This window comes from Mesorhizobium sp. P2_E6, from assembly GCF_056403835.1.
Map to the genome: position 1 here is coordinate 164,927 of NZ_JBFUEQ010000008.1, position 15,204 is coordinate 180,130.

The 15,204-nt window shown below is 63.4% G+C and carries 14 protein-coding genes; 11 read left to right on the top strand and 3 right to left on the bottom strand.

From position 1 onward, the window contains the following. Window positions 1–6 precede the first annotated feature (6 nt). Genes AC1D08_RS21160 through AC1D08_RS21170 form a run of 3 tightly spaced genes read right to left on the bottom strand, consistent with a single transcriptional unit; the run spans window position 7 to window position 4,476 of the window. Window positions 7–939 (bottom strand): hypothetical protein, encoded by a 933-nt coding sequence (locus AC1D08_RS21160; protein ID WP_457152968.1) that lies wholly within the window; start codon window positions 937–939, stop codon window positions 7–9. After that, window positions 939–3,641, bottom strand: coding sequence for a spermidine synthase family protein (locus AC1D08_RS21165; protein ID WP_477415970.1), 2,703 nt, complete (start codon window positions 3,639–3,641; stop codon window positions 939–941). The genes AC1D08_RS21160 and AC1D08_RS21165 overlap by 1 nt, the downstream gene beginning before the upstream one ends. Window positions 3,642–3,690: 49 nt before the next feature. Next, window positions 3,691–4,476 carry a protein-L-isoaspartate O-methyltransferase family protein gene (locus tag AC1D08_RS21170; RefSeq protein WP_457152803.1) on the bottom strand — a complete coding sequence of 262 codons (786 nt, stop codon included), beginning with the start codon at window positions 4,474–4,476 and terminating at the stop codon, window positions 3,691–3,693. Window positions 4,477–4,507: 31 nt separating this feature from the next. Between AC1D08_RS21170 and AC1D08_RS21175 the strand changes: the two genes are divergently transcribed. The 11 genes from AC1D08_RS21175 (at window position 4,508) to AC1D08_RS21225 (ending at window position 15,132) form a co-directional block, all read left to right on the top strand. Beyond that, on the top strand, window positions 4,508–4,861 hold the full coding sequence (locus AC1D08_RS21175; protein ID WP_457152802.1) for a hypothetical protein: 354 nt from the start codon (window positions 4,508–4,510) through the stop codon (window positions 4,859–4,861). Between the two features lie 213 nt (window positions 4,862–5,074). After that, entirely contained in the window at window positions 5,075–6,721 is a 1,647-nt protein-coding gene (locus AC1D08_RS21180) for a DUF2778 domain-containing protein (protein WP_457152801.1), read from the top strand. Window positions 6,722–6,849: 128 nt separating this feature from the next. Then, window positions 6,850–9,873: an excinuclease ABC subunit UvrB gene (gene uvrB, locus AC1D08_RS21185; RefSeq protein ID WP_457152800.1), complete on the top strand. Its 3,024-nt coding sequence runs from the start codon at window positions 6,850–6,852 to the stop codon at window positions 9,871–9,873. Between the two features lie 72 nt (window positions 9,874–9,945). Continuing rightward, window positions 9,946–10,281 (top strand): hypothetical protein, encoded by a 336-nt coding sequence (locus AC1D08_RS21190; RefSeq protein ID WP_457152799.1) that lies wholly within the window; start codon window positions 9,946–9,948, stop codon window positions 10,279–10,281. 122 nt (window positions 10,282–10,403) lie between these two features. Further along, a complete protein-coding gene (locus tag AC1D08_RS21195) occupies window positions 10,404–11,309 on the top strand; it encodes a DMT family transporter (protein WP_457152798.1) in 906 nt (301 codons plus the stop codon). Window positions 11,310–11,562: 253 nt separating this feature from the next. After that, a complete protein-coding gene (locus AC1D08_RS21200) occupies window positions 11,563–13,089 on the top strand; it encodes an ABC-F family ATP-binding cassette domain-containing protein (RefSeq protein ID WP_457152797.1) in 1,527 nt (508 codons plus the stop codon). A gap of 100 nt (window positions 13,090–13,189) precedes the next feature. Then, the gene (locus AC1D08_RS21205; RefSeq protein ID WP_095090884.1) at window positions 13,190–13,471 is read left to right on the top strand and encodes a type II toxin-antitoxin system RelE/ParE family toxin; all 282 of its coding nucleotides are present in this window, start codon (window positions 13,190–13,192) and stop codon (window positions 13,469–13,471) included. A gap of 8 nt (window positions 13,472–13,479) precedes the next feature. Further along, complete coding sequence (locus AC1D08_RS21210) at window positions 13,480–13,779, top strand: HigA family addiction module antitoxin (protein ID WP_457153409.1); 300 nt, start codon at window positions 13,480–13,482, stop codon at window positions 13,777–13,779. Between the two features lie 133 nt (window positions 13,780–13,912). Next, window positions 13,913–14,095: a hypothetical protein gene (locus tag AC1D08_RS21215; protein ID WP_095091704.1), complete on the top strand. Its 183-nt coding sequence runs from the start codon at window positions 13,913–13,915 to the stop codon at window positions 14,093–14,095. A gap of 157 nt (window positions 14,096–14,252) precedes the next feature. Next, window positions 14,253–14,675: a VOC family protein gene (locus AC1D08_RS21220; RefSeq protein ID WP_457153410.1), complete on the top strand. Its 423-nt coding sequence runs from the start codon at window positions 14,253–14,255 to the stop codon at window positions 14,673–14,675. 103 nt (window positions 14,676–14,778) lie between these two features. Further along, on the top strand, window positions 14,779–15,132 hold the full coding sequence (locus AC1D08_RS21225; RefSeq protein WP_457153411.1) for a DUF1428 domain-containing protein: 354 nt from the start codon (window positions 14,779–14,781) through the stop codon (window positions 15,130–15,132). Window positions 15,133–15,204 lie beyond the last annotated feature (72 nt).

The following is a 15,204-nucleotide window of genomic DNA, read 5'->3' on the forward strand; positions in this document are numbered from 1 at the left end:
CCCGACTTAAAGCGCAAATCCGTGCAGCCGGCCGAGCAACCATTGCAATGGATTGGCGACGAAGGCGCGGGTGACGAAACTGTCGTGGGCGGCGTCAGAGGCAAGCAAGGCGACGGTACCGGCTTCGAGGCGGCGCGGCGGATCCGAACTGGCGTCGATGCCCTGGCCCGCCAGCAACTGTCTGATTTGCACATTGCCGGAGGCGGAAGATTTTCCATAGGCGCTGACGAAGAAGCTCTTCCTGTGGCGCGCGGCCCAGTTGGCGAAAATGTCGGCCTCGTCGAACACGGCGTCGAGCAGGATGACGCCGAGCAGGCGGCCGTCTATGTCGCCATTCCCTAGGACGAAGGCGGCGGGATTGTAGCCGCCGCTATAGGCGACGAGCACCACCGGCATAGCGTCGAATTTAGCCGCCTTGGCGCCGGTCAACTTGCCCAGGCCTTGCGCTGCCTCGGCCATGAACATCGCGAAGTGACCGGGCGTCCAGAGATTGCCGGCGCTCGAGTCTTGCGCGTTGCTGGCGAATTGCGGCGCCACCAGCACGGCGTTGAGGCCGGACGCTTCGACCTGCGCGACAACCCGCTGGCGGCCGACGACATCGCGCTGCAAGGTGGCGCCATTGCCATGGAAGAACACCACGATGACCGCCGGCCTGGCCGGATCGAACCCTCGTGGCGCCGCCAGCAGCGTGCTGCGGTCGGAATAGGTCTCGTCTTCCCAGTAGATGCCACCACGCGGCGAGGTGTGGCCGCGCCGGCCGTTTGATGTCACGTCGAGAAAAGGCCCGGATCCATCGGGCAGCTTTCCCCGATAGGGAAAGGGTGATGTCTTGAACGGCACGATGGCCGACAAGGCCTTGCGCAAGCGCGCGCCCTCGCCCGCTACCGGGAACGCCGCCGCGGCCAGCAGTCCTGCGACGATGGCGCGCCGGTCGGGCATCAGGCCGTCACCAGCCGGATGGCTGGTGCCTTCGACGGCAACAGCACGGCAAAGAAGGCCGGGATGGCGACGAGATAGGCGATCGCCGCCCATTGCAGCACGGCGCTGAGGCCGAAGCTGGTAGCGACGATCGGCACGGCGGCCGAGCCAATCACCGAAAAGCAGCCGTTGATGCCCCAGGCCCAGACGAACAGATGCTCCTTGCCCAGCCGCGCCAGCCAGGTCATGGCGGTTGCCATCGGCATGCCCATCAGGAAGGCCGGCGGCGACACCAGAAGGAAGCAGAGCAGCAGCCGGACGGCATAAGGATAGGCGCCGATCCAGTCGAGGACCGGCGACAGAGTGAAGCCGTAAGCCAGCAGCAGCAGGCAGATCGCGAGCAGCAGGACAGGCAACAGTGTCCGGGCGCGGTTGAAGATGCGCTCGGCAAACAGGCTGCCGAGACCGGAAAACACCAGCATCGATGAGATCAGCACCGAGGCCGACACGGTCGGATTGGCGAGCGCCACGGTGAAGCGGCTGATCAGCCCGACCTCGACCATGATGTAGCCGAGGCCGAGGCAAGCGAAGTAAAGGATGGTGCCTAGCTTGCCACGCGAGCGCGAGAACACGATGCGCCAGCCGAAGATGACTGGCAGCAGCACCAGCGACGCCGCCGTGATGCAGGCGATGCCGAGCGTCGCCCAGATCAGCAGATAGCCCCAGTCGTCCTGGAACAGGTCGAGCCGGTCCAGTGTCAGCGGCAGGTCGGCGACCTTTACATAAGCGGCGAAGTAGGGCTGGTCGTTGCTCAGCGGACGCACGTCGAACACATAATCGCTGGCAAGCTTCGCCCAGCCGCCCGTCAAAAGCGCGTGCCAGGTCATGCGCTGCAGCGCGGTGGCCGGCAGCACGTCGGGGCCGGCATCGCCGCCAGCATCGGCGCAGGCATCGAGGGTCGGATCGGCCGGCGCGGTCGGGTCGCAGGCTGCGTTGGGAGCGGTCGGGTCGGCCGGCGCCGTCGCATCGGCGGCGGGTTGGGTCAGCGTCGCATCCTGTCCGCTGCCAAAGATCGAGGCGCGATAGTCGTCGAGGATTTTCTGCGCCGTCGAGCCGTCATAAGGCATGCCGGGGTAGTAGACCTCTTCCCACGACATCGACTTGGTGTAGTCGCGCAGCGTCTTGATTTCCGCCGCGCTGAAACCGCCACGCTTGAACAGCACCGTGGTTGTCGAGAGATAGCTCGACACGGCGAAGATATCGTTGGCCGCACCTTGGCGGTCGAACGTCCGGGCCGCCTCGGCGATGGTGGAATAGAGCTTCAGCACCGATTTCGGCGGCTCTTCCTTGTTCCACAGGGTCACCGACAGCACGCCGCCGTCGGCCAGCGCATGCATGTAGCTCAGCATTGCCTCGTGCGTGTAGGCGTATTTCTCCGAGATGGCGAAACCGCCCGGATTGGACAGGCCGACACTGTCGGCTAGGCTGAGATCGATGACGTCGTAGCGCTCGCCGGTGTTGGCGAGAAACAGACGCCCGTCATAGTCGATCACCTTGATGCGCGGCTCGGCCAGGATGTCGCCTGTGACATCCTTCAGCACCGGGTCGCGGAACGCCCGCAATGTCATCGGGTTGCTCTCGGCGACGGTCACCGAGGTCGATCCGGCGTTGAGCGCGGCCTGGGTGGAGATGCCGCCACCGAACTGCACGACGAACGTCCTGGGCTTCGCCTTGATGACATAGGGATAGTGCATCGGCAGATAGCGGAAATAGACCTGCTCGGCCGGCGCCAGATTGCGCATGATGCCTTCCGGCCCGTCACCGTCGCGATACATGCCGACATAGGTGTTGGCCGGAACTTCCGGCATGCCGAAGGCGGCATTGTCGCTCAGGCCCGGCGCGAAATGCATGTAGGAACTGGCATAGACCTGCAGGTCGCCGAACGGCGAGACGCTGCGGTAGATGCGCTTGCCGTCCGGAAAGTTGCGGGCATAGGCGACGCCCTTGTATTGCGACACCGCGATGTCGGGTATGACGAGCAGGCCGGGCAGCATCAGGTAGCCGGCGATCGACAGCGCCGCGACAACCGCGCCGGCGACAACACGCTTCCAGGCGCCGAAGGCGAAGAACCACAGCAGCGAACCGGCGGCCCACAACAGCAGCGGCACGACGATGATGGTTTCAGGCGAAAACAGATACATCGACACCAGCACGACGAGGCCGGCGAGCCCGGAGCCGGTGAGGTCGGCGAAATAGACGCGACTGAAGGCGGTGCGGCTTTTCAGGAAGACGATGCCGAGGAAGAACGCGCCGGCCAGGAACGGCAGGAGATAGAGCAGGAAATTGGCCAGCAGCCGCCATTTCTGCTCGGGATCGGAGACCAGGAAGATGGCGTTGAACGGCACCGTCTGGGCAGCGAGGTTGGAGGCGACGACAAGCGGGCCGACCAGCAGCAGCGCCGCCGTGGCGGCCCCTTGCCAGTGCCTGTCGAACCAGTCCTTGCCGGCGAAGATCACGACGCTGGACAGCGAGAAGCCAAGCATGGCGAGGCTGACCACCAGGGAACCGAAATGCGACCAGCTGCCGACGGCGAACACCCGCATGACCGATATCTGCAGCGCGATGATGGCGCCGGCAATCAGGCCGATTGCGAGGTAATGCGCGAGACCAGGCGCCTCCAGTGAGGCGATGCTTGGTCGGGAGATCGGTGCGACGGCTGCCATGCGGGCCTTTTTATCTGGCGGTTCAGCAAGGCCTTACCAAACGGCCGGCTCAGCTGTTGTGCGTGCCGACGATCTGGTCGCCTTCCATCTTGGTGAAGGGCACGAAAGGCACCACCTTGCCATTATAGATGTCCGAGCGGACGATGTTGAACGTGCCGTCGGCGAGCTCTTCTTTGATCACCTTGAGCACATGCTGGGCGCCTGGCGGACCGACCGGGATGACCATGACGCCATTCGGCTTGAGCTGCTGCAACAGCGACGGCGGAATGTGGTCGATGCCGCAGGTGACGATGATCTTGTCGAACGCCCCAACGCTTTCCCAGCCGTAATAGCCATCGGCGTTGCGGCTGGTGACCGAGCCGAACTCGCTGTAGCCGCGCTCGATCAGCGCGTCATAGGTGCGGCGGGTGCGCTGCGCCAGCGGATTGATGATCTCGATCGTGTGCACCTTGTCGGTCAAATTGGCCAGATAGGCCGACTGGTAGCCGGAGCCGGTGCCGATCTCGAGCACGGATTCGCCGAGCTTGACGTCGATGGCCGTCGTCATGCGTCCGACCAGATGCGGGCCGGAAATGGTCACGCCATAGCCGATGTCGAGGAAGGCGTGATCATAGGCACGCGCCAGATTCTGCGGCAGGACGAACTCCTCGCGCGGCGTCAACAGGAAGGCGCGCTTGTTGCGGTCGTCCAGCACGTCCTTGTTGTAGACCATGATCTGGAAGCGATCGAAGCGCTCGGCCAGCAACTTCGGGTCCTCGCCTCGATTGGCCACCATCCACTCGATGAACGCCTTCTTGTCGTTCACCGGCACTTCGGCGTTGCGATCATACGGCACCGGCACACTAGCCCTAGCGGCGCCAGGAAGAATGGAAAATGCCGCCGCCCCCGCCGACAGCGTCAAGAAGTCCCGACGCTTCATTAAAAAGCCTCCAAAAGTGGCCTTTGCCACCTCAAACCCAAGCATTTCAATCCGATTGCACTGCCTCCCAAAACGAGTCAATGGCCGTCGAGGGGCGACCGTCCGGGCGATGAATTTGTGGCAGGCGGGCAACAGTTTTGCCGATGCCGACGGCCTGTTCAGCAGCACTCAATGGCGCGCGACATTGTCGCATGACTCGCTGAACGGCCTTTTTGGTAAATTAGCAAAGGCTGTTTTGCTTGACTTGGGCGGCAAAAACAGGCAGCAAAACAGGATTGGAGGGGCTCCAATGCCGCGTTGATGGTCGTGGACAAGCCTTTTGAGGCAAAAAGTCCACGTCGTTCGTTTGGTTTTGAGAGGGATTGATTAACCAACTTTGTCCATATTTTGAAGCAATCGGCAACTAACGACAGGCGCGATAAACGCGTCGGGGACCACCTGGGATCACTCACAGAATGGTCGTCGCGGCTATGACAGCCGCGGACGTGGGAGCCGATTGGAGCAAGATTGGTGCATGGCGTTCTTGAGTAAAAAAATTGGCGGGGACGAGCGTTGGGACGGCGAGACCGCCTGCGACGCGCCACGGTCCTCTTCCTTCAACCCTGAACGGATCGTCCGCTGGGTCGCGGTGCCCGGTGTTAGCGCGGCCATTGGCCTGTGGCTGGTCGGTACCATGGCTGGCCTGAGTTCCGTCGGCGCCTCGCTGTCGGCGACATCAGGCGGCCTGCCGCAGACGCTTTCGATGCCGGGGGCGCTTGCCCTTGCCGATCCGTTGAAGCAGCGCTTTCTGAGATCTTCGGCGCCGTTCGTGCTGGCCAGTGCCCATGGCGGCACGCAGGCGCTGCACGATCATTCCGTGCAATGCGGCGCGAGTTGCTTCAAGCTGGCTGCGTTAAACCCGCAGGCTGAGAAATCCGCTCGCCTCGTGGTGCAGGCAAAGCCAGCCCCGATGGTTGTAAAGTCGAAATCGCAAGAGCGTTTCGAGCGCATGGAGGCGTCGCTGTCGCCGGCCAAACTCGCCGCTGCCTTTGCCGGCGCCGGAAAACCTGTCGTCGCGGCCGACGCATCCGCGCGCCCGGTCATTTCCACCGTTGCGCCGCAAATTGCTGAAGCGTCCCTAGTCCCGTCCGTCAAGGTCATGGCCAGCCTGTCGGATGACATGCCGGCTCCAGCGGCCGAACGCTTCGCCCGGATGGATACCGGCTCCGTCGTCGTGCAGACGGCGCCGCAGCCGATGGGCTTTGCCCAGTCGGACGCACAGACGCCAGACAGCGCGCAGTTGGCGCTTGCCCTCGTCCAGTCGCTGCAGGTCGACGACGAGGCGTTCGCCTCGCCGCTGCCTATGACCGAGTCCTCGGCCGATGTCGCGGTTTCGCCTGTCGAAACCCAGCAGGCACAGCCTGGCGATGCCGCCTCGCTGCCGGATGCGCTGACCGACGACGTGCCGTTGCCGACCCGGCGCCCGCAATTCGACGCGCCGCAGCAGCCCAAGGTCGTACAGCAGTCGACGAAACCCATCCAGCAACAGTCGAAGCCCATCCAGCAACCGTCGAAGCCCGTCCAGCAGCAGAAGCCCGCCCGTGAGACGGTTCAACGGGCCCAGCCCTCCAGGCCGGCGCGGCAAGGCAGGCCGGGCGAGGGCGACGTGCTGGCCTATGCCAAGCCCGACACACCTTCCGGCGGCCTTGGCCAGGCATTCAAGAACCTGTTCAACTCGCCGGGCTCCAGCAGTGGACCCGGCAATGGCGTCGCCGTCTACGACATCAGCGCCAAGACCGTCTACATGCCTGACGGCTCGAGGCTCGAGGCGCATTCGGGCGTCGGCGCCATGGCGGACCAGCCGCGCTATGCCGATCAGAAGAACCGCGGACCGACACCGCCCAACACCTACAATCTGTCGCTGCGCGAGTCGCGCTTTCATGGTGTGGAGGCTTTGCGCCTGACACCGGTCGATGGCCGCAACAAATACAATCGCGACGGCCTGCTGGCCCATACCTACCTGCTTCGGGGCCGCTACGCCCAGTCGAGCGGTTGCGTCGCCTTCAAGGACTATGCGCGCTTCCTCGCCGCCTTCAAGAAGGGCAAAATCAAGCGCCTCGTTGTGGTGCCGCGCCTGTCGTCTTCGCCGACGCAGGTCGCATCCGCCGCCAGGGGCGCGTAATACCAAGAAGCATTCGGCCGCACTTTCTGCCCTGCTCCTGACAGCCTACTGTCAGGAGCAGCGTTGTCCGATACGCCTCTCCCCATCGCGCTCTTTCCATTTTGGCCGGGAAATCCCATATTCGGGACATGGCCAAATCCCCCGACAAAAAAACGCCGCCGACGGCGAGTGACGACCGCGCCGCCCCGAAGCGGCGCAGCCCGCTGACCGATTTCCTCGACGCCTCGGAGCCGCTGCACAAGGGCGGCTTCGCCGAGATGCCGCAGGCCGAACTGTCGGGCACGCCGCTGGCTGGTTCGATCGCCGATTGGGCCGAGCAGATCGAGCAGGAAGCCGAGAAAGAGGGGCGCCTCGGCAGCAGGAGCGACGGCGGCAAATCGCCGAAGCCATCGAAAAAGATCCCCGAGCGTTCGTCGTCGCCCGGCCGCACCGCGCGCGGCACCTCGATGGGCGGTGCAGCGACAGCCAGGGAGCGCACCGCAGCCGGCCTCAACCCGGTCGCCGGCCTCGACATTTCGCTGGAAGAAGCCGAGACGATGACCTCGAGCGGCGTCACCGCTACGGTGGCCGCGCTGTCGGCGCTGATCGAATCCGGCAATCCCCTGCACAAGGATGGCGTGTTGTGGACGCCGCACCGCCCTGCCCGCCCGGAAAAATCCGAAGGCGGCATCGCCATCAAGATGGTGTCGGATTTCGAACCTGCCGGCGACCAGCCGACGGCGATCAAGGACCTTGTCGAAGGCGTCGACAACAGCGATCGCACCCAGGTGCTGCTCGGCGTCACCGGCTCCGGAAAAACCTTCACCATGGCCAAGGTGATCGAGGAGACGCAGCGCCCTGCACTGATCCTGGCGCCGAACAAGACGCTGGCCGCACAGCTCTATTCCGAGTTCAAGAAATTCTTCCCCGAAAACGCCGTCGAGTATTTCGTCTCCTACTACGACTATTACCAGCCGGAGGCCTACGTTCCGCGCACCGACACCTTCATCGAGAAGGAGTCCTCGATCAACGAGCAGATCGACCGCATGCGCCATTCGGCGACGCGCTCGCTGCTCGAGCGCGACGACGTCATCATCGTTGCCTCGGTGTCTTGCATCTACGGTATCGGTTCGGTCGAGACCTACACGGCAATGACCTTCCAGATGCAGATCGGCGACCGGCTCGACCAGCGCGCGCTGCTCGCCGACCTCGTCGCGCAGCAGTATAAGCGCCAGGACGTCAACTTCGTGCGTGGCTCGTTCCGCGTGCGCGGCGACACGATCGAGATCTTTCCGGCCCACCTTGAGGATCGCGCCTGGCGCATCTCGATGTTCGGCGACGAGATCGAGCAGATCACCGAGTTCGACCCGCTGACCGGGCAGAAGACCGGCGAGTTGAAGAGCGTCAAGATCTACGCCAACTCGCACTATGTGACACCGCGCCCGACCCTCAACCAGGCGATCAAGTCGATCAAGGAAGAGCTCAAGCACCGGCTAGTGGAACTTGAGCGCGCCGGCCGGCTGCTCGAAGCACAACGGCTGGAACAGCGCTGCCGCTTCGATCTGGAGATGCTCGAAGCCACCGGCTCCTGCGCCGGCATCGAGAACTATTCGCGCTATCTCACCGGCCGCCAGCCGGGCGATCCGCCGCCGACGCTGTTCGAGTACATTCCCGACAATGCGCTGGTCTTCATCGACGAAAGTCACGTCACCGTGCCGCAGATCGGCGGCATGTATCGCGGCGACTTCAGGCGCAAGGCGACGCTGGCAGAGTATGGCTTCCGCCTGCCGTCCTGCATGGACAACCGGCCGCTGCGCTTCGAGGAGTGGGATGCCATGCGCCCGCTCTCCGTCGCCGTCTCGGCAACGCCGGGTGGCTGGGAGATGGAACAGGCCGGCGGCGTCTTCGCCGAGCAGGTCATCCGCCCGACCGGGCTGATCGATCCGCCGGTCGAAGTGCGCCCGGCCAAGACCCAGGTCGACGATGTCGTCGGCGAGATCCGCGACACCACCAAGGCCGGCTACCGCACGCTGGTGACCGTGCTGACCAAGCGCATGGCCGAAGACCTCACCGAATATCTGCACGAGCAAGGCATCCGCGTGCGCTACATGCACTCCGACATCGACACGCTGGAGCGCATCGAGATCCTGCGCGACCTGCGGCTCGGCGCCTTCGACGTGCTGGTCGGCATCAACCTGTTGCGCGAGGGCCTCGACATTCCCGAATGCGGCTTCGTCGCCATTCTCGATGCCGACAAGGAAGGTTTCCTGCGTTCGGAAACCTCGCTGATCCAGACCATCGGCCGCGCCGCCAGAAACGTCGACGGCAAGGTCATCCTCTATGCCGACCAGGTCACCGGCTCGATGGAACGGGCGATGGCCGAAACCGGCCGCCGCCGCGAAAAGCAGATGGAATGGAACGCGGCCAACGGCATCACGCCGGAATCGGTCAAGTCGCGCATCTCGGACATCCTGGACTCGGTCTACGAGAAGGACCATGTCCGCGCCGACATCTCGCAGTTCACCGACAGCGCCGGCGCCATGATGGGCAACAATCTGAAGGCCCATCTCGACGCCATGGACAAGCAGATGCGCGACGCCGCCGCCAATCTCGATTTCGAGAAGGCAGCCCGCATCCGCGACGAGATCAAGCGGCTGCGCGAGATGGAACTGTCGATCTCCGAAGACCCGCTGGCGCGCGAGATGGAAGGCCAAAGTCCCGCCTCGGGCCGCGAAAAGGGCAAGCACAACAAGGGCGTGGCCAAACATCGTACGACGGAGGAACAGGAGCGTTTCCGCAAGCTCGACGCAGCACGTGCCGCCGAAGAGGCGGCCAAGGCTGCCCGGCCCAACCTCTTCCGCAAGCCGTCGCTCGACGCCATGGGACCGGGCACCGACATGCCCACGCCCGCAGGCGCGGTGTCCCGTTCGCTGTTCAAGAAGCAGTCGGCCGAAGAGGCGCACGGTTCCGATTTCGGCATCCCCGGCGACGCCACCAAACCGCTGTTCAAGAAGAACTCGCTGGATGAGATGACGGTGCGGCGGACCGAGACACCCATCGAGGGCGACAAACCGGTCAAGCGCGAGCGCGCCGGCATTGGCTCCTATGAGGATCCCGGCGACGCCCGCCGCGAAAAGCGCCGGCCAGGCAAGACGGGCAGGCCGGGACGGTAAGGCTTGCATGCCGGCTTGAACGGTAGATTTCGGCTAGTTGCGGACTTCCAAAGCCATCACCTAGAATAGGTGATGCTCGTCGTTCGCAGACTTGATGAAAAGGAGTTCAAGGCTTGCTTCACTGAGCCGATGACGAATGTCACCGCTACCGCGAATGCCATCGTGGACATATGGCCTTATGTCGACGCACTAAATCTCGACGAAATCGGCGTGCCCTATCTGAACGACGTTCACTATGTTTACCGAGACGCCCAAAATCGGTTTGATCAAGTCTTGATTGGCACCGGCCGGTTCAACGCCCTTCTGGTGATCGTTGTTGATCTTGGCAACAGCACGGTATTCGGCCATTTCCTTCTCGACCTCAACAAAGAACATGGATTGAGTGGCGGTCACTTGAGACCTGTCTGATCTCGGAGCCGCACGGTCGGCCGGCTGGACCATGCGCCAGCCCTTGTCAGTTGCCGGTCGAAACGATACGGGCCGTGGCAGCTTCTCTCCTTCCACCTGCAAGCCCCACGGCCCTCCACACAATGAAGCCCAAGGACATCGCTGCCTACGTCTTCCTGGCCGTCACCTGGGGGCTGTCGTTCCTGGTGCTGCTCAAGGTGGTGCATGCCTTCGGCTGGATCGGTGCGGTGACCTTGCGTTCCCTGATCGCCGGCATCACGCTTCTGCTGCTGGCAGGAGCAACGAGGCGCCGGCTCGACTTCAGCGCCGGCTGGTCGCACTTCGCCGTGGTCGGCGCGACGACGGTCGCGGCACAGTTGATCGGCCTGTCCTATGCCACCCCGCGCATCGGCACGGCGATGGCGGCCATCCTCGTTGCCGCCATCCCGCTGTTCTCGATGATCATCGGCCAGTTGTGGGGGCTTGAGCGCATCACCGTCCACGGGCTGGCCGGGCTGCTGCTCGGTGCCGCCGGTATCATCATTCTCGTTGGCTTCCCGGCAGTGCCCGTCACGACATCCTTCGCGCTAGGTTGTGCCGCATCGCTGTTCAGTTCCTTCTCGGCGGCCTTCGGCAGCAACTATGCCAACCGCCATCTGCGCTCGGCCGGCTCGCTCGAACTCACCAGCGCCGCCTTCCTCTTCGGCGGACTGATGACGCTGCCGCTCCTGCTGGCCGTGCCGGTGCCGGCGATGCCGCGCGCCATCGACTTCCTCTATCTCGCCATCCTTGCCTGCGTCATGAGCGCAATGACCTATGTCGTCTATTTCCGCTTGGTCGCCAGCATCGGCGCCACCAGGACGATCAGCGTCGAATTTGCCGTGACCGTGATCGCCGTGCTGGTCGGCACGGTCATGCTCGGCGAGTCGCTGACCCTCGTCCAGGCCTTCGGCGCGGTGGCGATCATCGCCGGCTGCGTGCTGGTGCTCGACCCATTCCCGCGCCGGATGAAAGCGGCAGCCTTGCCATCGGCCTCGCCCTTGGTGTAGTCATCTCCCGTACTCGAACGTCTTGAAAGGAGGGCTCACGTGTTTACGTTTTTTCGTCACCATCGTCAGCGTGGCCCGATTTCTGCCCTGCGAGCTAGCTTGCAGGGCTGACCAGGGACGGTCCGGGTTTTTCCCGCTTCGATTTTATTGGTCTGCCCTTCGTGGTGTTGCAACGCCTGTTCTGATGGCCTGCACGCGCACCGTCAAAGTGCATTGAACCGGACTTGGCTCCGGCAAGACCAGAGAAATCAAAATGGCCCTGATCAGCCTCAAATCCCTCGGCGTCACCATGAGCGCGCCGCTCTTTGCCAATCTCGACCTCACCATCGGCACCGGCGACCGGCTCGGCATCGTTGCCGCCAATGGCCGCGGCAAGTCGACCTTGCTGAAATGCTTGACTGGCGAGATGGAGCCGACCTTTGGCGACATCAGCCGCACGCGCGGCCTGTGCGTCGGCCATGTCGAACAGTCCGTTGCATCGGCCCTTCTCGACCGTACGTTCCACCAGGTGGTGGCCGATGCCTTGCCGCCTGAGCAGGCCGAAAGCGAGATGTGGCGCGTCGACGTCGTTCTCGATTCGCTCGACGTGCCCGAGCCGATGCGCGAACGGCAAATGCAGGCGCTGAGCGGCGGCTGGCAGCGGCTTGCGCTGATCGCCCGCGTCTGGGTCACCGATCCGGATGTGCTGCTGCTCGACGAGCCGACCAACCATCTCGACCTGGCCAGGATCAGCCAGCTCGAAACCTGGCTGAACACGCTGCCGCGCGAGGTGCCCGTCGTCGTCGCCAGCCACGACCGCGCCTTCCTCGACGCCACCACCAACCGGACCCTCTTCCTACGCCCGGAACAGTCGCCGGTGTTTGCCCTGCCCTACTCCAGGGCAAGGCAGGCTCTCGACGACGTCGACGCCTCGACCGAGCGCAAGTTCCAGCGCGACATGAAGGTAGCGCAGCAATTGCGCCGGCAGGCCGCCAAGCTCAACAACATCGGCATCAATTCGGGCAGTGACTTGCTGACGGTCAAGACCAAGCAGCTCAATCAACGCGCCGAGCGCCTGGAAGAGGCGGCTGCCCCGGCGCATCGCGAGAAATCGGCTGGCGCGATCAAGCTCGCCAATCGGGGCACCCACGCAAAGGTGCTAATCACGCTCGAGGACGCCGCAGTGGAAACCCCTGATGGAACGCTGCTGTTCAGGACCGGCAAGCGCCACATCTGCCAGGGCGATCGCATTGTCCTGCTCGGCTGCAATGGCGTCGGCAAGTCGCGCTTCGTCACCCTGATCCGCAACGCCATCCTCGAGCCAGAGGCGGTGCAGAACGTGAAGGTGACGCCGTCGACCGTGCTTGGCTATAGCGACCAGGCGCTGTCGGGCATCGGCGGCGACGACACGCCGCTGGCGATGGTCTCGCGCCGCTACGATGTTGGCGAACAGCGCGCCCGCTCGCTGCTCGCCGGCGCCGGCGTCGGCATCGATATGCAGGAGCGACGGATCCGCGTGCTGTCCGGCGGTCAGAAGACGCGGCTGATGATGCTGGCGCTCAGGCTCGCCAACCCCAATTTCTATCTGCTCGACGAGCCGACCAACCATCTCGACATAGACGGCCAGGAAGCGCTGGAAGCGGAGCTGCTGGAGCATCAGGCAAGTTGCGTGCTCGCCTCGCATGACCGCTCCTTCATCCGCGCCATCGGCAACCGCTTCTGGCTGATCGAGAAGCGGCGGCTGACCGAAGTCGAGGATCCCGAGGACTTCTTCCGCTCGGTGGCCGAAGCGGGTGGCTGAGGGTTGGCGGCAGGATGAAACGCCAATCGTATCATGGCATGAGACGTTCTCTTGACTTCCGAGACGTATCATGCAAAGATACGTATATCGGATACGGCAGATGATACGCTCGTTCAAGGACAAGACCAGCGAGGCCGTATCAAACGGCAAGGCTCCGAAGGGTTTCCCGTCGGACCTAGTCCGATCAGCCCAGCGGAAGCTGTTCATGATCGACAATGCCGCCGAACTATCAGACCTGAAGACGCCTCCAGGCAACAGGCTTGAGCCGCTGAGAGGCAACCGTGCGGGTCAGCACTCGATCCGCATCAACGATCAATTTCGCATCTGCTTTCGCTGGGTGGACGGGCAGGCCGAGGATGTGGAAATAACCGACTACCATTGAGGTTTCAAATGCTGAACATCAATCCATTTATCCATCCCGGAGAAATCCTCCGCGAGGAATATCTCGTACCGCTTGGCCTGAGGCCTTACACATTGGCCAAGAAGCTGCATGTGCCGCGCACGCGCATCGAGCGCCTGGCCAGCGAGACGACACCGGTAACGCCCGACACCGCTCTGCGCCTCGCGAAGTTCTTTGGAACCACGCCGCAGTTCTGGATGAACATGCAGGCGAGCTACGACCTTGCTGTCGAGGGAGAGGCCAAGAAGGCAGATATTGAAACGATCGAAAGCCTGGAGACTGCGGCTTGAGGCAGGCGGCCCGCCTCGAGCCACCGACGGTGCAGCGAAAAAAGGTTCCGACGATCTGTCGGATCGCCTCAGCCTGCCGCGTCCTTGGGATGCCGACACGATGATGTCGGCGCCAACCCAGGGAGATCATGTCATGTCGGTTCTTTCATCCATCGGTCGCATCGCAACCCAATATGCGGCGGCACGTGCCCGCCATCGCAGCGAACGCATCCTGCTCTCGCTGCCCGCCGAATTGCGCAAGGACATCGGCTTTCCGGAACTCTTCGACGCGCAGAACAGCCGCCGCGCGGCCACCTTCTCGGCCAAGGTCATATGACCGCGATCAGCCTGCCTCTGCCTCTGTCGCTCAATCCCGCCGGTTGCCCGGTCTGTCCGGGCCCGGCCGAGAAAAATTTCGCGGCCCTGTAGGATTGCCGTCACCTCATGCGTCCTATGGTTGGCAAGGCCAAGCCAAACGCAAAGAGGAGCAAGACATGACTGACCAGACCCCCGTTCAGCCCGCGCCGAAAGTGCTCGGCGGATTAACCCCCTATCTGCAGGTGGACGGAGCCTTCAAGGCCGCTGAATTCTACAAGAAGGCCTTCGGCGCCGAGCAGGTGTTTGCCTATCCGCCGGACGAAAAAGGCCGCACCATGCACATCCATCTCTACATCAATGGCTCGACGCTGATGCTGGGCGACGCCTACCCCGAGCACGGCCACCCGCATCAGAACCCGCAGGGCTACACCATGCAGCTGCATCTCCAGGACGACACCATCGAAAGCTGGTGGCAGCGCGCCATCGACGCCGGCTGCGAAGAAGTGGTGCCGCTGCAGGTGATGTTCTGGGGCGACCGCTGGGGCCAACTGCGTGACCCCTTTGGTGTTGCCTGGGCGATGAACGCCCCGGTGAAGTAATAGGCGAGCAACAGCACCTCTTTCCCCAGGAGTGATGCGCTCATCTGCGCCGGGTCGCATCCCTGCCGGCCCGGCGCCCGATTTTCAGCAAGAGGAATATGCCATGTCCTATGTCGATGGTTTCGTGCTTGCCGTGCCAAAGGCCAAACTCGAAGACTACAAGAGGCTGGCCAACCTCGCAGGCCCCATATGGATGGAACACGGCGCGCTCGCCTATGTCGAATGTATCGGCGACGACGTGCCCTATGGCGAGGTCACCTCGTTTCCGCGTGCCGTTCAGGCAACTGACGACGAGATCGTCGTCTTCGCCTGGGCGGTCTATGAATCCAGGCAAAGCCGAGACACGGTGATGGCCAAGGTGATGGCCGACCCGCGTTTGACACCCGATTGGGGCCCCATGCCGTTCGATATGAAGCGCATGATCTTCGGCGGCTTCCAGCCCTTCATCGAGCTTTGAGCAACTGAGCCCCCATCGCTTCGTCATCCTATGGCGGAGCAAGGAGCGAAGCGACGCGGCGCAGACCATGGG